This window comes from Bacillus sp. BF2-3 (assembly GCF_008368795.1).
Classification (GTDB): Bacteria; Bacillota; Bacilli; order Bacillales; family Bacillaceae_G; genus Bacillus_A; species Bacillus_A cereus.
In genome coordinates this window covers 65,015-83,578 of the sequence record NZ_QOSA01000028.1, presented here as the reverse complement: position 1 = coordinate 83,578, position 18,564 = coordinate 65,015, and the positions used below count along the sequence as shown (strand labels likewise).

The following is an 18,564-nucleotide window of genomic DNA, read 5'->3' as shown; positions in this document are numbered from 1 at the left end:
TCTAGTATTGAAGGAATATATATGTAAAATTTCTTCTTACATTTTGAAGGAATATGCCTTTCATAAAAGTTTGGTGATGATGGCAGAGAGGTCACACCCGTTCCCATACCGAACACGGAAGTTAAGCTCTCTAGCGCCGATGGTAGTTGGGACCTTGTCCCTGTGAGAGTAGGACGTCGCCAAGCTAATATTATTCCGCAGTAGCTCAGTGGTAGTGCTATTTGCTGTTAACCGATCGGTCGTAGGTTCGAGTCCTACCTGCGGAGCCATTATGCTTCCATAGCTCAGCTGGTAGAGCACTTCCATGGTAAGGAAGAGGTCACCGGTTCAAGCCCGGTTGGAAGCTTGGGAATAGGTTTAAAACTTTTTTGGCCCGTTGGTCAAGTGGTTAAGACACCGCCCTTTCACGGCGGTAACACGGGTTCGAATCCCGTACGGGTCACCACTTTTGGAGGATTAGCTCAGCTGGGAGAGCACCTGCCTTACAAGCAGGGGGTCGGCGGTTCGATCCCGTCATCCTCCACCATATATATTTAAAATGTCGGAGGGGTAGCGAAGTGGCTAAACGCGGCGGACTGTAAATCCGCTCCTTCGGGTTCGGCAGTTCGAATCTGCCCCCCTCCACCATTTTCTTTAAAATAACCTGAGAGGGTTTATTTTTTTGAAAAGATAACCATACTAGTAAATATTAATGGGCTATAGCCAAGCGGTAAGGCAACGGACTTTGACTCCGTCATGCGCTGGTTCGAATCCAGCTAGCCCAGCCATTTACGAGCCATTAGCTCAGTTGGTAGAGCATCTGACTTTTAATCAGAGGGTCGAAGGTTCGAGTCCTTCATGGCTCATCATTTTTGCGGAAGTAGTTCAGTGGTAGAATACAACCTTGCCAAGGTGGGGTCGCGGGTTCGAATCCAGTCTTCCGCCTAATTAATTAGGGGCCTTAGCTCAGCTGGGAGAGCGCCTGCCTTGCACGCAGGAGGTCAGCGGTTCGATCCCGCTAGGCTCCACCTAAATAAAATATCTTACATCATACGATGTAAGCTTTTTTTGTGTTTAAAAAGACAACTTTTATACTTGTCGTTTAAAATGAAGAAAACGTAAAAATAAGGGATGGGGAGATAATTGTGAAAGTTGTTATTGCATCTGATTCATATAAAGAAAGCCTAAAAGCTATAGAAGTATGTGGAGCTATTGAAAGAGGTTTTAGAGCAATTTTTCCTAATGCAGAGTATGTGAAAATACCAATTGGAGATGGAGGAGAAGGGACGGTTGAATCACTTGTTGATGCTACAGGGGGGAGAATTATATCAATTAGTGTGACAGGACCGCTTAGAGAAGGTATACAAGCTTTTTATGGCATTTCTAAAGATAAAAAGACAGCGTTTATTGAAATGGCAGCAGCATCAGGATTACAGCACGTTCCAGTTGAAAAGCGCAACCCACTTATTACAACGACAAAAGGAACAGGAGAACTTATATTACATGCGCTAGATCAAGGAGTGGAGTACATAATTTTAGGACTTGGAGGAAGTGCTACAAATGATGGCGGGGCAGGTATGTTAGCGGCTTTAGGAGTAAGGTTTATAAATGGTAAGGGTGAAGTAATAGATCCATCTGGAGGCACATTACACTCGATTGTTACTATTGATTTTTCACGAATGGACCCACGCTTAAAGGGGGTAAAGATAGAAGCGGCATGTGATGTGGATAATCCATTAGTCGGAATGCAGGGAGCATCTTTCGTATTTGGGAGACAAAAGGGTGCAAATATAGAGATGATGAAAGAGCTAGATGAGAATTTACAACATTATGCGAATATGCTTAAACGATATGTATCTTTTGATGTATCTGAAATACCTGGTGCAGGGGCAGCGGGAGGAATGGGAGCGGCTGTTATTTCAGTGTTAAAGGGAGACTTGCGTAGGGGCATTGAAATTGTATTAGATTATACAAATTTCGATAAACATATAGAAGATGCACATCTTATTATAACTGGTGAAGGTAGAATAGATAAACAAACTGCATATGGAAAGGCTCCTGTGGGTGTTGCGGGGCGTGCAAAACGTTTTTCTGTGCCTGTAATTGCTATTGGAGGGTCTGTATCATCTGATTATTCAGCTGTGTACGAGAAAGGAATAGATGCGGTATTTAGTATCACAACGAGACCGATGACACTAGAAGAAGCATATAAAGTAGCAGAAGAAAATATTGAAATGACAACGAAGAATATTGCAACAGTATGGAAAATAGCATCAGAAAAACACTTCTAAATATAGGAGTGTTTTATTATTATTATTTAATAATAGTGATTGCGATTGTTTCATTAAGTTAACTTTATACATAGAATAGTCTTGAAATTTGGTTTTCAACGTGAATATAAGTGAATAAATTGTATATCCATACAGAAAAATGTCGAGTTGAGTCAGACTATATAAAAGATTTAAAATATTTAGTGAAGGCATAAAAGGGGGATACTATCTATGAAAAAAGAAATCTCAGTTATTGGAGTTCCAATGGATTTAGGACAGATGCGTCGTGGAGTTGATATGGGACCGAGCGCGATCCGTTATGCAGGGGTAATTGAAAGAATTGAAGAAATTGGATATGACGTTAAAGATATGGGAGATATATGTATAGAGAGAGAAAAAGAGATAGATGAAAATACAAAATTAAGAAACCTTACACAAGTTGCAACTGTATGTAATGAATTAGCAAGTAAGGTGGATCATATTATAGAAGAAGGTCGTTTTCCACTTGTATTAGGTGGTGACCATAGTATTGCTATCGGTACATTAGCTGGTGTAGCAAAACATTATAAAAACTTAGGCGTTATTTGGTATGATGCACACGGTGATTTAAATACAGAGGAAACTTCACCATCTGGAAATATTCATGGTATGTCACTTGCAGCAAGTTTAGGTTATGGACATTCTTCACTTGTAGATTTATACGGAGCATATCCAAAGGTGAAAAAAGAGAATGTCGTAATTATCGGTGCGCGTGCATTGGATGAAGGAGAAAAAGATTTCATTCGCAATGAAGGTATTAAAGTGTTCTCAATGCATGAAATTGATCGTATGGGGATGACGGCTGTGATGGAAGAAACAATCGCATATTTATCTCATACCGATGGTGTACACTTATCATTAGATTTAGATGGTCTTGATCCTCATGATGCACCAGGTGTTGGAACGCCTGTAATTGGCGGTCTATCTTATCGTGAAAGTCATTTGGCGATGGAAATGTTAGCAGAAGCTGATATTATCACATCTGCTGAATTTGTTGAGGTAAATACGATTTTAGATGAGAGAAATAGAACGGCAACAACAGCAGTTGCTTTAATGGGTTCTTTATTCGGTGAAAAACTAAAATAAATGTAAGAAAAGCAACTGAGAAGTTGCTTTTTTTATTTGAAAATAAGCGTATAATAATGATTTATATTATACTGTACAATAAAAATGTTTGACATCTTACCAATTTGAGCTAAAGGGGGTTGTTTGTAATTGTCGTTTGTTTCATGTATGGTATAATTAACTAGTTGTTGGAAATACATACAGATAGAGCATAAAACAATATTTCAATATATGGATAGAATTGCTCGTAAGTAGGAGGAAGGGATAGCATGCCTTTTGAAGATACGACCATTTTGAAATATCTTAGTACGGCATTAGATATTGCCATTGTATGGTTTATTATATATAAGCTAATTCTTATAATCCGAGGGACGAAAGCTGTTCAACTTTTAAAAGGGATTACAGTTATTATCGTCGTTAAGATGATCAGTATTTTCCTTGAATTGCGTACGCTATCTTGGCTAACTGAACAAGTATTAACGTGGGGATTTTTAGCCGTTATTATTATCTTTCAGCCAGAATTGCGAAGAGCACTTGAGCAGCTAGGGCGTGGGAGTTTATTTTCGCGTGTTGGAACGCATGAGGATGATGAACCTGAAATGGTTGCAACAGCGATAGCAAAAGCAACCGAATATATGGGGAAACGTAGAATTGGTGCATTAATTACTTTGTCAAAAGAGACCGGTATGGGTGATTATGTGGAAACGGGTATTCCGCTTAATGCAAACGTATCATCGGAATTACTTATTAATATTTTTATTCCAAATACACCTCTTCATGACGGAGCGGTAATTATGCAAGGAAGTACAATTAAAGCAGCAGCATGCTATCTTCCATTATCAGAAAGTCCGTTTATTTCTAAAGAATTAGGAACTAGACATCGTGCTGCAATGGGAGTTAGTGAAGTTACTGATAGTATTACAGTAGTTGTGTCTGAAGAAACTGGTCAAATTTCTTTAACGAAAAATGGTAAGTTGCATCGTGATTTGAAGACAGAACAGCTGAAAGATATGTTATTAGCTGAATTTAGTGGAAACGAAAAAACGACTTCTTCGTCTTTATGGAATTGGAGGAGAAAGCGTCATGGATAAGTTAATGGAGAATCATTGGTTTTTAAAAGGGATCTCATTACTATTGGCGTGTATGCTTTTTATGTCAGCGACGTTAACTGAAAAAAATACGACATCAGGTATATTACCTTTTGCAAATGATACGAAAGAAACATTAACTAATTATGCTATTAATCTTAAGTATGATGAGGAGAAATATATTGTAAGTGGTATTCCGGCAGAGGGCGTTAAAGTAAAATTAGAAGGCCCAAAAGCATCAGTTGCTACAGCAAAAGCAAAAAAACAATTTGACATACCGGTTGATTTGCGAGATAGTCCAAAAGGAACTTATGAGATTTCTTTAAAAACGAACGGGCTTCCAGATGATGTGAAAGGAACAGTTCAGCCATCAACAATTAAAGTTACTCTTCATGAAAAGGCGAGAAAATATGTTCATGTAGATCTGAAATTATCAAATGAGGATCAGATGCCAGCGGGGGCTACTCTAGAAAAATCAAGCCTTAAACCGGATACTGTTGAGGTAGTTGGGACGAAAGAAGAAATTGAAAGCATTTCCTCTGCCAAAGCGTATGTTGATTTAAAAGGTGTTAATAAAACTGTTACAAAAACGCCCGAAGTTACATTATACAATAAAGAAGGAAAACGTTTAAATGTAAGAACAAGTCCATCTAAGATTAGTGTAACGTTGAATGTGGCAACGCAAACTACAGCCAATAATACTGAAAAAACTGTTCCTGTAACGTATACGAAGAAGGGGAGTTTAGCAGAAGGATTGGCGGTTACAAATATCAGTGTTGAACCGAGAGAAGTAACGATAGCTGGTCCAAAAGATATTTTGGATAATATACAATCGCTAGAGGGGGTCGAAGTAGATCTTAGTCAATTGACAGAGTCTACAACATTCGATGCCTCTGTTTTATTACCCAAGGGTGTAACAAGTGCAAAACCGAATCAAGTGAAGGTTTCGGTGGGAGTGCAAAAAACAAAACAAACGAAAACAAAAACGATTGATGGTATCCCAATCCAGAAAAATGGACTGTCTAAAGATGTTACTGCTCAGCTACTTTCGCCGCAAGATGGAAAGATAAGTGTTGATATTTCAGGAGAAGCAAGTATAGTAGATAAAATAACAGCTGCTCAAATAACAGCGGTAATTAATCTGCAAAATGTATCCTCAGGGACGAAAGATATTTCCATTCAAGTGAGCGGTCCTGGTAATATTTCAATAGAGCCAAAACAAAAAAGTGCTAAAGTTACTATTGTGAAGAAAGAAAAACCAGATAAAGAAGTACAGGGTAACGGTCAACAACCGGATTCAAATACGGATCAAGAAAATCAAAATGAGAAACCAAAAAATCCTGAACCTGATTCAGAAAAAGAACAGGAAAAGAATCAAAACCAAAATCAAAATCAAGATAAAGATAAAGAAACGAGTCAAGAACCAACAGTAGATAATCAAAAAGAGCAAGAAAAAGGAGCGAATCATAATGGGTAAATATTTTGGTACAGATGGAGTACGCGGAGTTGCAAATAAGGAGTTAACACCTGAATTAGCTTTCAAAATTGGACGTTTTGGTGGTTATGTATTAACAAAAGATACAGATCGTCCAAAAGTAATTATCGGTCGTGATACACGTGTATCTGGTCATATGTTAGAAGGAGCTTTAGTAGCAGGTCTATTATCAACTGGAGCAGAAGTAATGCGCCTTGGCGTTATTTCTACACCGGGCGTTGCTTATTTAACAAAAGCACTAGATGCACAAGCGGGTGTTATGATTTCTGCATCTCATAATCCAGTACAAGATAACGGTATTAAATTCTTTGGTTCAGACGGCTTTAAATTAACAGATGAGCAAGAAGCTGAGATTGAAGCTTTATTAGACAAAGAAGTTGATGAACTACCACGTCCGACAGGTACTAATCTTGGACAAGTGAGCGATTACTTTGAAGGTGGACAAAAATATTTACAGTACATTAAACAAACTGTTGAAGAAGATTTCTCTGGCCTACATATCGCTTTAGATTGTGCACATGGTGCAACTTCTTCTCTAGCTCCATACTTATTTGCAGACCTAGAAGCTGATATTTCAACAATGGGAACTTCTCCAAACGGTATGAATATTAATGAGGGTGTAGGATCTACACATCCAGAAGGCTTAGCTGAATTGGTAAAAGAAAAAGGTGCGGATATCGGACTTGCTTTTGATGGCGATGGCGACCGTTTAATTGCTGTAGACGAAAAAGGAAACATCGTTGACGGTGATCAAATTATGTTCATTTGTGCGAAATATATGAAAGAAACTGGTCAATTAAAACATAATACAGTTGTTTCAACTGTTATGAGTAACTTAGGTTTCTACAAGGCACTTGAAGCAAATAATATTACAAGTGATAAAACAGCAGTTGGTGACCGCTACGTAATGGAAGAAATGAAGCGTGGAGGTTACAACCTAGGTGGAGAACAATCAGGCCATATTATCTTACTTGATTACATTACAACTGGTGATGGAATGTTAAGTGCACTTCAACTTGTAAACATCATGAAAATGACGAAAAAGCCATTATCTGAGCTTGCAGGAGAAATGACGAAATTCCCACAATTGTTAGTAAACGTTCGTGTAACAGATAAAAAATTAGCATTAGAAAATGAAAAAATTAAAGAAATTATTCGTGTTGTAGAGGAAGAAATGAACGGTGATGGCCGTATTCTTGTTCGTCCATCTGGAACAGAGCCACTTATTCGTGTAATGGCAGAAGCACCAACACAAGAAGTTTGTGATGCATATGTACATCGCATTGTAGAAGTTGTGAAAGCTGAAGTTGGCGCTGAATGATTAGCTGAATTTATATGAAAAAGGAGCACAAAAAGTGCTCCTTTTTCATATGTTTTATAGACGATGAAAAAAATTTCATTGACGGTTTATCCATGTTTGTTATAAGATGGTCTTGTTCTTTTTCTCAAAGGAAATATTGTAAATTATAAAAGCGCCAGAACTACAAATAGTGTAGTTGACGAGGTGGGGTTTATCGAGATTTCGGCGGATGACTCCCGGTTGTTCATCACAACCGCAAGCTTTTACTTAAATCATTAAGGTGACTTAGTGGACAAAGGTGAAAGTGTGATGAGAGAAGAGGAACGGATGAAAACTAGCTGTATAAGTATATACGGACTTAAACCCAATCGAGAGGAAGGTGAAAGCCGTTACAAGCTTACAGGGCTAGCAATATGTAATCCGTTTTTTAGTATAAATAAAAATGGTATCGGACTATGTCGTTACATGTTCGCAGAGCAGTGTAAGCATTTGTAACGGCGACTAAACATGTGTGGAATCGTAGGATTTATTGGAGAGCAAGATGCAAAGGAAATTTTATTAAAAGGTTTAGAAAAGCTAGAATATCGTGGATATGATTCAGCAGGTATTGCAGTACAAGCAGAGAACGGCGTTGTTGTATACAAAGAAAAAGGCCGTATCGCAAAACTTCGTGAAATCGTAGATGAGAACGTAGCAGCAAGCGTGGGTATCGGACACACACGCTGGGCTACACACGGTGTTCCAAGTAAAGTAAACGCGCATCCGCATCAAAGTACATCAAAACGCTTTACATTAGTTCATAACGGTGTAATTGAAAACTATGAATTAGTGAAAAAGGAATATTTACAAGATGTAACGTTCGTAAGTGAAACAGATACAGAGGTTATCGTACAGCTTATGGAACAACAAGTGAGCACAGGATTAAGTGTAGAAGAAGCGTTCCGTAATACGCTATCTCTTTTACATGGCTCTTATGCAATCGGATTACTTGATGCTGAAAATCCAAACATGATTTATGTTGCTAAAAACAAAAGCCCGCTATTAGTAGGTGTTGGTGACAACTTTAATGTTGTGGCAAGCGACGCTATGGCGATGTTACAAGTTACAGATCAATTTATTGAGTTAATGGATAAAGAAATCGTAATCGTAACGAAAGAAAGTATTACAATTAAAAACTTACAAGGTGAAACGATTGAACGTGCACCGTTTACAGCGGAATTAGACGCAAGTGATATTGAAAAGGGAACATATCCTCATTTCATGCTTAAAGAAATCGATGAGCAACCACTTGTAATCCGTAATATAATTCAAAAGTATCAAGATGAAAATGGCGAAATTGAATTAAATCAAGACATCCGCAATGCGATCTTAGATAGCGATCGTATTTACATCATTGCATGTGGAACGAGTTATCATGCAGGTCTTGTTGGAAAACAATTTATCGAGAAGTTTGCAAAAATGCCAGTTGAAGTACACGTGGCAAGTGAATTCTCTTACAACATGCCATTATTAACAGAAAGACCATTCTTCATTTACATTTCACAAAGTGGTGAAACAGCTGATAGCCGTGCAGTACTTGTGCAAACAAATGAAATGGGCCATAAAGCATTAACAATTACAAACGTGCCTGGTTCTACGCTTTCTCGTGAAGCTGATTATACACTTCCGTTATACGCTGGACCAGAAATTGCAGTTGCATCAACGAAAGCTTACACAGCACAGCTTGCAGTACTTTCAATTTTAGCGGCTGATATTGCTAAAGCAAAAGGTGAAGTTCTTGATTTCGATTTAACACACGAACTAGGACTTGTAGCAAATGCAATGATAGAACTTTGTGATCAAAAAGAAGAAATGGACGCATTAGCAAAACAATTTTTAGCGACAACGCGTAACTGTTTCTTCATCGGACGTAGCGTAGACTTCTACGTAGGATTAGAAGGTGCGTTAAAACTAAAAGAAATCTCTTACATCCAAGCAGAAGGATTCGCTGGAGGAGAGTTAAAACACGGTACAATCGCTTTAATCGAAAATGGTACACCAGTTATCGCACTTGCTACACAAGAGCACGTAAACCTTGGAATTCGCGGCAACGTGAAAGAGGTAGTAGCACGCGGAGCTAACCCATGTATCATCTCAATGAAAGGCTTAGAAATGGAAGGAGACAGCTTCGTATTACCAGCTGTACACGAAGCGCTAGCACCGCTAGTAGCAGTTATTCCATTACAACTTATCTCATACTACGCAGCACTTCACCGCGAGTGTGACGTTGATAAGCCACGTAACTTAGCTAAGTCTGTTACTGTTGAGTAGGAGATTGGTAGGTTAATAAGTATAGTTATACGTTTGAAATAAATTAAAACTAAGAAAAAACTCTGTAAAAATCATTTTACAGAGTTTCTTTAGTTATTTATTGTTTTACATAACAAATTGTTACTTGTTCGTCTATGTGGAAAATCTGTAACGCTTTACCATCTAAATTTTTAACCTCATATGATGAATAAATAGGTCTTTCCAATTTCACTTCTTGACCATTTTGAGTTCCTTTTTCCACCATTAGCGTTAACTGATGGGAAGAAACGTCTGCTTGGTATGTTCCTGTTAAGTAATTATCTTTATTTGGATAAGAACCATTTGCATATGTTTCAAATGTCTTATCTGCTTTTAGGACTAACGTAGTTTTGACTCCGTCTCCGTAATCAATACCCCAATTACCTACAAGCTCTGTACCGTCTTTATAGTTGTTCTGTACATTCTTAAACTTAGCGGAATCCTCGTCTGGTGTATCAATTTTTCCTTTGAATATACCAGTTTTATCTTGGGTACTGTATGTTTTAACTGTATTACCACTAGATAAACTCGGTGAGTTAGAAGAACTAGTACCACTTGTTGTAGAAGTAGTTGTTGAACCACCCTTAGCTTCCGCTTTTAACTTATTAAATACAGGTTTCCAAATGCGTTTTGCTTCATCTAATTTATTGTTTGCTTTATCTATGATTGCATCATCCGTATCTTTAAGTGTTTTAGAGTAATCAAATAACTTCGATACTTCTTTGAAAGATTCTTTTAACTTTTGAACAGCTTTTACAATTTCCTTATGATCTTCCTTGTATTTTCCTGGTGCATCTATACGCTCTATTTTATTAAATACTTTATCTAAGTCTTTAATACTATCTCGTACCTCTTCATTTGACTTACTTCCCTTTTTATTATCCCTCACAGAAGCATCATAGTAATCTAGACGTCTTAATAAGTCTTCTTCAATGTCTACCATAAGTTGTGGGTAATCCTCAGGCAAAACCATAATCATCTTAACATCTTTACTTTCTTCTTTTGAGTTAGTTGATTTTTCCTTTGTTTCAGATGATTTACCTTCTGTCTTAGTTTCTTTACTTTCTTGTTTACCAGATTCAGCATTTGTTTTTTCTTTTTCTCCAAATAAATTTGTTACACTACAAGCTGACATAGAAACTACTAATCCAGATGCTAGTAAAATTTTACCTGTACTCTTTTTGAAATTCTTCATATGATTTTTCAATTCTCCCTTTCAAAACATAAAATAGATGTGCTTTAGCCCCTTTAAAACTAAAAAACATACCCCTTCTATATTTATTTTATAATACCTTTCTACGTATAATATTTTACAATTAATTACAGATACGGTCAAAATTTATCTTAGTTTAACGATGTTCACAAAAAAGATGCGAAGCTTTATTCCTTCAAGTAAAGATTCTAAGTGAGTTTTGATTAAAATTTTTTTATAAAAATCTCATACTTAGTTAAAAAGAGTGATTCTATTTTGATCAATCGTTTTTTCAAAATGAATTTTTTTGTTGTTAAATAAAGATTTGTGACTTCATTTTTATCAAATTTTATTCCAAACCAATATATAGTTATAGCTTTAAAATAAATTTACAAATTTGTATCTAAAAGGGGTGTTTTTGTGTCGAAAAAGAACATCTAGAATTGGTAAGTGGATAGAACTCCATAAATTAAAGTTTTACTTTATCGACTTCACTTTTATTTATCTGAATTTTCCGTTATCATTTTAAGTATTCGTGAACAATTTCCTTTATTACGGCAAAAAGAGACGAGAGATTTATGGACATTTCAAGGGGGGATATTGATGAAAGTGAATGAAAAAACATATCTAAGTATAGAAGAGATTATTTCATTGCCAACCGTATCAAGTACAAACATAAGTGATGATGGTAAAAACGTAGCATTTGTTAAGAAGACGGCTGATTGGAAAGACAATACATATAGGAATCATGTATGGATATATGAAAAAGATAAGAAGCAGAGTTACCCATTATCAAATGGTGATATAGATAGTACACACCCATTATGGTCTCCAGATGCTAGGTGTATCGCATATCTTAGTCCAGTTGGTGATGGGAAAAATCAGATATTTGTTAAGTCACTAGATGGTTATAGAGAGGTTCAAATTACCGATGAGAAAGAAGGAGTCAGTACATTCAAATGGGGTCCTACTGGCAAGGGTCTTTATTATGTTACGCAGTCAAAAGAATGTGAGGAGATAAAGAAACGTAAGGACCTATATGGAGATTTTCAACATATAGGTAAGGAACACCAGAATAATTGTTTATATTACATTGAAATAGAGAAGGTGATACAAAGTGATACAGATGAACACAAGAACAGAGTTGTTTATCAATTAACGGATGGTAAGGATTTTCATATCCATGAATTTGATATTTCAAATGATGGTAAAAAGGTTGTATTTATGGCGACACCAAGCTCAAATATGGCAGATTATATAAATGGAGATCTATACATACTCCATATTAAAGCTGGAGAGCTACAAAAGCTGAATGTGGATAAGTTGTTGGGAGGGAGTGTTTGCTTTTCTCCTGACGGCAGTGAAATATGTTACACAGCAAGCATAAGAGAGAAGGGTTACTATAGAAACCATATACAAGATAGTACGTTAGAGATATATGATATAAATACCGGAAAGGTAATTCAACCTGTAACAAATTTTGATAGTACGGTTATGCCATTACAGTGGACAGCTAAAGGGGTTTTAATTAGGTGGCAGAATAAAACGAATTATCTTATTGGTTTGCTAGCCGAAGATGGCACTGTGGAAATATTAAGCGAAAAAGTAGATGGCTTTATAATGGATGCTTCTATAACAAAGGATGGCAAACATGTATCCTACAATAAGGCTATAACAAATGAAACCTTTGAAATCTATTTAGACGATAAAAAAATAACGGATGAAAATAGCTTTTTCAAAGGGAAACTTAGAAGTAACAGGGAAATCATCTCATGGAAAAGTAGCGATGGTCTTGAAATAGAAGGTGTTTTATCAACGCCAGTAGAGTTGGACACTAATAAAAAATATCCTTTATTAGTAGTAATTCACGGCGGTCCGGCTTGGGCATCTTTTCCGATATTTTCAGACTGCTTCAATGAGAAATATCCGATTGAACAGTTTGTTGAAAAAGGCTTTATCGTTTTAGAACCAAATTACAGAGGAAGTTCAGGTTATGGTAATGAATTTTTAAAAGCTAACTATAGAAAACAGGGGATTGCTGACTACGATGATGTTATATCTGGAGTGGATGAACTAGTAGAAAAAGGGATGGTAGACAAGGATAGAGTAGGAGTTATGGGATGGAGCAACGGTGGATATGTATCAGCTTTCTGTTCTACGTTTAGTAGTCGGTTTAAAGCTATTTCAGTTGGCGGTGGAATAACTAACTGGAGTACCCATTATGTAAATACAGATATACCTTACTTTATTAGAATGTATTTAGGAAATACTCCATGGAATGATCCAGAGATATATACGAAGACATCACCTATGACGTATATTAAATCAGCTTGTACGCCTACCTTAATTCAACATGGGGAAAAGGATGCAAGAATTCCAATTACAAATGCATATGATCTATATCAAGGATTAATGGATATGGAAGTTGATACAGAATTAATTATATTTAAAGGAATGGCATATAGTTCTGACCAACCAGGAGTTCATGTGGCTATTATGAAGCAGAACTTGATGTGGTTTTCACACTATATTCTTGGAGAGAGTATGGAGGGTTTTAGGACTTTGTAAGGGATGTTTGTACAAGACATAAGGTTGAAACGGTCTTCATATTGAGATGATTTATTATAAAATATATACTTAAACTACTATCAGTACATAAATCAGGGAGGACTAATATGACAGGAAATAAAAATGACTTACTAGTAGAAAAACGTGAAGAGTTATTGAAAGTATTGCAAGCTCGTTTTGAGAAAAACATGAACCGCCATGAAGGTCTTGAATGGGCTAAAGTTGAAGCGAAGCTGACTACTAATAATGAAAAAATGTGGTCACTTAACGAAATGGAAGTAACTGGTGGTGAACCGGATGTTGTTGGTTATGATGAAGAAAAGGACGAATATACTTTCTATGATTGTTCAAAGGAGAGTCCTAAAGGCCGCAGAAGTCTTTGTTATGATCTTGAAGCGTTAGAATCAAGAAAAAAACATAAACCAGAAAATAACGTTATTGATGTTGCCAATGCTATGGGCATTGAATTATTAACGGAAGAACAGTATCGGGAATTGCAACAACTTGGCGATTTTGACATGAAATCATCAAGTTGGGTACAAACACCTTCAGATATTCGAGAACTCGGTGGTGCTTTATTTTGCGATTATCGCTTTGGACATGTGTTCGTGTACCATAATGGAGCAGACTCTTACTATGCTGCCAGAGGTTTTCGTGGCTCGTTAAAAGTTTAAATTAGGAGAAATAAGAAAAAGAGCCTATATTCAGGCTCTTTTTCTTATTTATATTTTAAAAGTAAACTGTTACTATGCAGTTTTACTTAATTTATATGTTCCGTGGTTGTTTTTACGGAAAAGTTTAGGGAAAACATAGCCATCTAATCCAATACGTCCAGCGTTCTGCCCTGCAACTAAAATGAACATAGTCAAAATAAGCAGGTTTGGGTTTACACTAACGGTTCCACTTAATAAAAATGAAAGATTCATTATGATTCCGAAAAATGCAGCTGTTTTTGTTAATCCGCCTAAAATTAAACCTAGACCTACTAAAATTTCTCCCCATTGAACTAAAAAGCTAAATAGGTCTGCGTTTGGAAGGACAAAATGTTGAAGAAAATCTGCCCACCAACTTTGTACTGCAGGGTGGTCACCTGATGCTTGAGCAATAGCACCCTTTAGAAAGCCACTTGCGTCAAAAGATTGTCCGAAGACTTTGCCTATCCCAGCAGCGAGCCATGTATACCCTATGTAAAGCCGTAAAAGTAATAATATGAAAGTAGCACGTTTATCAGTTCTTAAAAAATTGATAACCATTGAAATCCCTCCAATATTGTATTTACATGTTTATTATATATATATTGTGAATAAATTCACAATAGAGGAAATGTGAACGAATATATGTTTTGAGTAATTGTTTTATTTTTTGTAACATTTCATCTTTTTTGATAGACTAATAATAGAGATATATCAAAAGGAGGCAAAGACTAGATATGTGGAGGAACTTGTAATGATTAGAAACTAGATAGATGAATTTTTCTCTCATAAGCGAGGGTTTATTTAGTTATCTGTAAATCATTCAAGGAATGCATATTTGGCTTGTACATCCCTTTTATAAGGATAGGTGCCTATTTTATGTATCTGTCTTTTTTGTGGGAAAGTTTATATCTCTTATATAAAATATGCGTCCTTTAAACTTGGAGGAGTATATGATGAACCAATTAAAAAATAAAGTAGCAGTTATTACAGGGGTAAGTCGTCTAGACGGTATAGGCGCAGCAATTTGCAAAGAATTGGCTGAATCAGGATACGATATATTTTTTACGTATTGGACGGATTATGATAAAGAGATGCCATGGGGCGTTGAGAAAAATGAACAAATACAATTAGAAGAAGAGCTATTACAAAACGGTGTTAGAGTATCAAGCATGGAGTTAGATTTAACTCGGAATGATGCACCGAAAGAGCTTATAAATAAAGTTACTGAACAATTAGGGTACCCTCATATATTAATTAATAATGCAGCATATTCTACGAATAATGATTTCTCTACGTTGACTGCTGAAGAATTAGATAAGCATTATATGGTGAATATTCGTGCGACTACATTGCTCAGTAGTCAATTTGCCCGTGGATTTGATAAAAAATCTGGTGGTAGAATTGTGAATATGACTTCGGGGCAATTTCAAGGTCCTATGGTAGGAGAACTAGCGTATGCAACAACGAAGGGAGCTATTGATGCTCTTACTAGTACGTTGTCAGCAGAGGTAGCTCATTTAGGAATAACAGTGAATGCAATTAATCCAGGACCAACTGATACAGGATGGATGACTGAAGAGATAAAACAAGGGTTAAAGCCGATGTTTCCTTTTGGCAGAATTGGTGAGCCAAAGGATGCAGCTAGACTCATTAAATTTCTAGTAAGTGAAGAAGCTGAGTGGATTACTGGGCAAGTTATTCATTCAGAAGGTGGATTTAAAAGATAAAAAAGAAGGTATCTCACCTTGGTGAGATACCTTCTTTTTTTAATCTTTCTTCAACCTTCGTGCAATACCATTCCCTAAAGACTGTAATCCTTGAACGAGGATAATTAAAATAAAGACAGTTGCATACATTACTTCAGGTTCATAGCGTAAATGTCCGAAGCGATATGCTAAGTCCCCTAGCCCACCAGCGCCTACAAGACCAGCCATTGCTGTTGCGCCGATTAAGCCAATCGTTGCAATTGTTAATCCAAGTACAAGGGAGGGACGAGCTTCTTTCACCATAACGTGCCAAATAATTTTTATAGTAGAAACGCCCATTGCTTGATAGGCTTCAATAACGCCGCGATCTACTTCTAATAAAGCAGTTTCCATTAATCGTGCAATATAAGGGGCCGTGAATACGACAAGCGGTACGATTACGCCTTGTACACCAATGGAGGTTCCCATTAGAAACTTTGTAAAAGGTAAAATGAAGAATAATAGAATGATAAATGGAAGAGAGCGAATGATATTAATAATTGTATTAAGAATTGGGTAAATGATTTTATTTTCGTGCTGCCCACCAGGTCTTGTTAAAACAAGTGTGACACCAAGTGGTAGTGCAATAAGGATAGAGATGAATAGTGAAATAGATGTCATTTGAAATGTTTGAATGGTTGCTTCCCATATGACTTTACCCCATTCATCCAAAAAGGACTTGTTTCCCATAATCTGTTCTACCCCCTTCTATGATGATTCCTTGCACTTGTAAAAATGATAAAGCGTGGTTGATTTCATTTTGTTCCCCTTGCATATGAATGACAAGTTTCCCGTATGCCTCATGTTTTAACTGTGTAATATTACCGGATAAAATATTTGGATACACTTGGAAACGTTTTGTAGCGATAGCTAACGCTGGTTCACCAGAAGAATTTCCTATAAATGAAAGTGTTACGATTTCTCCGGTTCTTTGTAGTTCTTTTTGTACTTCAGCTGGGATTTTTGCTGCAAATGCACTATTTACAAATTTCTTCGTTGTTACATGTTGTGGGTTTGTGAAGATCTCCTTCACAGTCCCGCTTTCAATTACTGCTCCATGTTCCATAACAGCAACTCGGTCGCATATACGTTGGATGACATTCATTTCATGTGTAATTAATAAAATTGTAATCCCGATTTCCTCATTAATCTTTAATAATAGGTCAAGAATAGAATCAGTTGTTTCTGGATCTAAAGCACTCGTTGCTTCGTCGCTTAATAACACTTCCGGTTCATGTGATAGTGCACGTGCAATGGCAACACGTTGTTTCTGGCCACCAGAAAGTTCACTCGGATAGGCATCTTTTCGATTAAAAAGATCGACAATACGTAAATACTTTTCTACCCTTTTTTCAATTTCTAATTTTGGAACGCCAGCAAGCCGTAACGGTAATGCGATATTTTCATAAACGGTAACAGTTTTAAGTAAATTGAATCCTTGAAAGATCATTCCGATTTTTTGTCTCGCTTTTGCTAGTTCTTTTGTCGATAACGTTGTTAAGTCTTGTTCGTTTACAATGATATTTCCTGTCGTTGGTTTTTCTAATAAATTTACACATCGAATCAATGTACTTTTACCAGCGCCACTATACCCAATGATTCCAAATACCTCGCCTTTTTCTACTTTAAGGGAAGTAGACTTAAGAGCCTCAACATTCCCTTTTTTTGTTGTAAATACTTTGGATATGTTTTTTAATTCAATCATTATCGTCAGCTCCTACCAAGATGGTAAAACTGAACCATCAAATTTTTTCTCGATAAACTCTTTTACTTCTTTAGATTGATAAGCTTTCTTTAATTTATTTACAACGGCATCATCTTTATTTTCAGTACGAACAACAACCCAGTTCACATAGGGTGAATCTTTTCCTTCGCGGAAAATAGAATCTTTCGCTGGACTTAATTTTGCACCTAATGCAAAGTTTGTGTTAATTGCAGCTGCTTTCACTTCACTTAGTTGCGTTGGTAATTGAGATGCCTCTAATTCGACAATCTTTAATTTTTTTGGATTTTCAATTACATCTTTTGCAGTCGCTTTTTCTGTAGCCTTTGGATCAACTTTTAAAACCCCTGCTTTTTCAAATAATTTTAAAGCTCGAAGTTCATTCGTTGGGTCATTTGGTACAGCAATTGCATCGCCCTCTTTTAAGTCTTTTACATCTTTTATATCTTTAGAATATACACCCATAGGGAATGTTACTGTTGAAAATACTTCAGCTAATTTCATATTGCGTTCAGCTTTAAATACATCTAAATACGATTTCGTTTGGTAGCTATTTACATCAAGGCTTTTTTCATCTAATGATACGTTTGGCGCTACATAATCATTAAATACTTTTATATCAATTTCGAGGCCATCTTTTGCTGCAACTTCTTTTACCTTTTCAAAAATTTGTTCATGTGGTCCACCTGTTACACCGACAGTAATCTTTTTCTCGTCTAATTCTTTTACCTCTTTATCTGAACTCACACTACATGCGCCTAATAATAATACTGCTCCGCTTACAATGCTTAATAATACCTTTTTCATCTATAAATCCCCCTTCATATACGTTCCAAAATAAAAAGCACCTCCCAAAAAATAAGAGAGGTGCCGAATAGACGAAATAGATTCCTCTCTTATCTTCCAAAACGAAAACTCGTTTTGCAGGAATTAGCACCTTAGCTTATACGTCATAAGCTCGGTTGCCGGGCATCATCGGGCCAGTCCCTCCGCCACTCTTGATAAGAGTATGTGTATGTAGTTTTTTAGTATGGTACTAATAGTAAATCTTACAAAAAGAATTGTCAATATTGTTTT

Annotated in this window: 15 protein-coding genes, 9 tRNA genes, 1 rRNA gene and 1 riboswitch; of the genes, 20 read left to right on the top strand and 5 right to left on the bottom strand. The window is 36.5% G+C overall.

Annotated elements, in window-relative coordinates:
- The first annotated feature begins 69 nt into the window (after window positions 1-69).
- From rrf to glmS, 17 genes are all read left to right on the top strand, one after another.
- Window positions 70-185, top strand: a 5S ribosomal RNA gene (gene rrf / locus DN401_RS21260).
- 9 nt (window positions 186-194) lie between these two features.
- Window positions 195-269: transfer RNA gene (locus tag DN401_RS21255), tRNA-Asn, on the top strand.
- Between the two features lie 4 nt (window positions 270-273).
- Window positions 274-346, top strand: a tRNA-Thr gene (locus DN401_RS21250).
- A gap of 24 nt (window positions 347-370) precedes the next feature.
- Window positions 371-445, top strand: a tRNA-Glu gene (locus DN401_RS21245).
- Window positions 446-450: 5 nt separating this feature from the next.
- A tRNA-Val gene (locus DN401_RS21240) sits at window positions 451-526 on the top strand.
- Window positions 527-543: 17 nt separating this feature from the next.
- Window positions 544-627: transfer RNA gene (locus DN401_RS21235), tRNA-Tyr, on the top strand.
- Window positions 628-692: 65 nt separating this feature from the next.
- A tRNA-Gln gene (locus DN401_RS21230) sits at window positions 693-767 on the top strand.
- A 5-nt stretch (window positions 768-772) separates the two neighbouring features.
- Window positions 773-845 (top strand) — tRNA-Lys (locus tag DN401_RS21225).
- Between the two features lie 8 nt (window positions 846-853).
- A tRNA-Gly gene (locus DN401_RS21220) sits at window positions 854-924 on the top strand.
- A 10-nt stretch (window positions 925-934) separates the two neighbouring features.
- A tRNA-Ala gene (locus DN401_RS21215) sits at window positions 935-1,007 on the top strand.
- A gap of 117 nt (window positions 1,008-1,124) precedes the next feature.
- Complete coding sequence (locus DN401_RS21210; RefSeq protein ID WP_000869587.1) at window positions 1,125-2,270, top strand: glycerate kinase; 1,146 nt, start codon at window positions 1,125-1,127, stop codon at window positions 2,268-2,270.
- A gap of 210 nt (window positions 2,271-2,480) precedes the next feature.
- Complete coding sequence (gene rocF / locus DN401_RS21205; RefSeq protein ID WP_000711563.1) at window positions 2,481-3,374, top strand: arginase; 894 nt, start codon at window positions 2,481-2,483, stop codon at window positions 3,372-3,374.
- A 248-nt stretch (window positions 3,375-3,622) separates the two neighbouring features.
- A complete protein-coding gene (cdaA, locus tag DN401_RS21200) occupies window positions 3,623-4,444 on the top strand; it encodes a diadenylate cyclase CdaA (RefSeq protein WP_001115697.1) in 822 nt (273 codons plus the stop codon).
- Window positions 4,437-5,918 (top strand): CdaR family protein, encoded by a 1,482-nt coding sequence (locus DN401_RS21195; protein WP_000359601.1) that lies wholly within the window; start codon window positions 4,437-4,439, stop codon window positions 5,916-5,918. Before cdaA ends, DN401_RS21195 begins: the two co-directional genes overlap by 8 nt.
- The gene (gene glmM, locus DN401_RS21190) at window positions 5,911-7,257 is read left to right on the top strand and encodes a phosphoglucosamine mutase (RefSeq protein ID WP_000521476.1); all 1,347 of its coding nucleotides are present in this window, start codon (window positions 5,911-5,913) and stop codon (window positions 7,255-7,257) included. Before DN401_RS21195 ends, glmM begins: the two co-directional genes overlap by 8 nt.
- 288 nt (window positions 7,258-7,545) lie before the next feature.
- Window positions 7,546-7,731 (top strand): hypothetical protein, encoded by a 186-nt coding sequence (locus tag DN401_RS21185; protein WP_001206405.1) that lies wholly within the window; start codon window positions 7,546-7,548, stop codon window positions 7,729-7,731.
- Between the two features lie 12 nt (window positions 7,732-7,743).
- Entirely contained in the window at window positions 7,744-9,546 is a 1,803-nt protein-coding gene (gene glmS / locus DN401_RS21180; protein ID WP_000334163.1) for a glutamine--fructose-6-phosphate transaminase (isomerizing), read from the top strand.
- A gap of 97 nt (window positions 9,547-9,643) precedes the next feature.
- Here the strand turns inward: glmS and DN401_RS21175 are convergent, their stop codons facing one another.
- Window positions 9,644-10,771 carry a DUF3994 domain-containing protein gene (locus tag DN401_RS21175; RefSeq protein WP_011109777.1) on the bottom strand — a complete coding sequence of 376 codons (1,128 nt, stop codon included), beginning with the start codon at window positions 10,769-10,771 and terminating at the stop codon, window positions 9,644-9,646.
- Window positions 10,772-11,359: 588 nt separating this feature from the next.
- On the opposite strand from DN401_RS21175, the gene DN401_RS21170 reads away from it, so the two are divergent.
- The gene (locus DN401_RS21170; RefSeq protein WP_000867231.1) at window positions 11,360-13,324 is read left to right on the top strand and encodes a S9 family peptidase; all 1,965 of its coding nucleotides are present in this window, start codon (window positions 11,360-11,362) and stop codon (window positions 13,322-13,324) included.
- Between the two features lie 107 nt (window positions 13,325-13,431).
- Window positions 13,432-13,998 (top strand): DUF4256 domain-containing protein, encoded by a 567-nt coding sequence (locus DN401_RS21165; RefSeq protein ID WP_000147394.1) that lies wholly within the window; start codon window positions 13,432-13,434, stop codon window positions 13,996-13,998.
- Between the two features lie 72 nt (window positions 13,999-14,070).
- Here the strand turns inward: DN401_RS21165 and DN401_RS21160 are convergent, their stop codons facing one another.
- Complete coding sequence (locus DN401_RS21160; RefSeq protein WP_000236367.1) at window positions 14,071-14,577, bottom strand: DoxX family membrane protein; 507 nt, start codon at window positions 14,575-14,577, stop codon at window positions 14,071-14,073.
- Between the two features lie 392 nt (window positions 14,578-14,969).
- Here DN401_RS21160 and DN401_RS21155 point away from each other — a divergent pair, with 392 nt between their 5' ends.
- The gene (locus DN401_RS21155) at window positions 14,970-15,746 is read left to right on the top strand and encodes an SDR family oxidoreductase (RefSeq protein WP_048655827.1); all 777 of its coding nucleotides are present in this window, start codon (window positions 14,970-14,972) and stop codon (window positions 15,744-15,746) included.
- A 39-nt stretch (window positions 15,747-15,785) separates the two neighbouring features.
- On the opposite strand, the gene DN401_RS21150 is transcribed toward DN401_RS21155, so the two are convergent.
- Genes DN401_RS21150 through DN401_RS21140 form a run of 3 tightly spaced genes read right to left on the bottom strand, consistent with a single transcriptional unit; the run spans window position 15,786 to window position 18,294 of the window.
- On the bottom strand, window positions 15,786-16,454 hold the full coding sequence (locus DN401_RS21150; protein WP_000527136.1) for a methionine ABC transporter permease: 669 nt from the start codon (window positions 16,452-16,454) through the stop codon (window positions 15,786-15,788).
- Window positions 16,429-17,469: a methionine ABC transporter ATP-binding protein gene (locus DN401_RS21145; RefSeq protein WP_000571314.1), complete on the bottom strand. Its 1,041-nt coding sequence runs from the start codon at window positions 17,467-17,469 to the stop codon at window positions 16,429-16,431. Before DN401_RS21145 ends, DN401_RS21150 begins: the two co-directional genes overlap by 26 nt.
- A gap of 12 nt (window positions 17,470-17,481) precedes the next feature.
- Entirely contained in the window at window positions 17,482-18,294 is an 813-nt protein-coding gene (locus DN401_RS21140) for a MetQ/NlpA family ABC transporter substrate-binding protein (protein ID WP_000756994.1), read from the bottom strand.
- An 86-nt stretch (window positions 18,295-18,380) separates the two neighbouring features.
- A riboswitch (SAM riboswitch) is annotated at window positions 18,381-18,495 on the bottom strand.
- Between the last annotated feature and the right edge of the window lie 69 nt (window positions 18,496-18,564).

Coding starts and splice junctions, on each gene's coding strand:
- rocF (WP_000711563.1), top strand. CDS start 2,481: ATGAAAAAAGAAATCTCAGTTATTGGAGTTCCAATGGATTTAGGACAG.
- cdaA (WP_001115697.1), top strand. CDS start 3,623: ATGCCTTTTGAAGATACGACCATTTTGAAATATCTTAGTACGGCATTA.
- DN401_RS21195 (WP_000359601.1), top strand. CDS start 4,437: ATGGATAAGTTAATGGAGAATCATTGGTTTTTAAAAGGGATCTCATTA.
- glmM (WP_000521476.1), top strand. CDS start 5,911: ATGGGTAAATATTTTGGTACAGATGGAGTACGCGGAGTTGCAAATAAG.
- DN401_RS21185 (WP_001206405.1), top strand. CDS start 7,546: ATGAGAGAAGAGGAACGGATGAAAACTAGCTGTATAAGTATATACGGA.
- glmS (WP_000334163.1), top strand. CDS start 7,744: ATGTGTGGAATCGTAGGATTTATTGGAGAGCAAGATGCAAAGGAAATT.
- DN401_RS21170 (WP_000867231.1), top strand. CDS start 11,360: ATGAAAGTGAATGAAAAAACATATCTAAGTATAGAAGAGATTATTTCA.
- DN401_RS21165 (WP_000147394.1), top strand. CDS start 13,432: ATGACAGGAAATAAAAATGACTTACTAGTAGAAAAACGTGAAGAGTTA.
- DN401_RS21160 (WP_000236367.1), bottom strand. CDS start 14,577: ATGGTTATCAATTTTTTAAGAACTGATAAACGTGCTACTTTCATATTA.
- DN401_RS21155 (WP_048655827.1), top strand. CDS start 14,970: ATGATGAACCAATTAAAAAATAAAGTAGCAGTTATTACAGGGGTAAGT.
- DN401_RS21150 (WP_000527136.1), bottom strand. CDS start 16,454: ATGGGAAACAAGTCCTTTTTGGATGAATGGGGTAAAGTCATATGGGAA.
- DN401_RS21145 (WP_000571314.1), bottom strand. CDS start 17,469: ATGATTGAATTAAAAAACATATCCAAAGTATTTACAACAAAAAAAGGG.
- DN401_RS21140 (WP_000756994.1), bottom strand. CDS start 18,294: ATGAAAAAGGTATTATTAAGCATTGTAAGCGGAGCAGTATTATTATTA.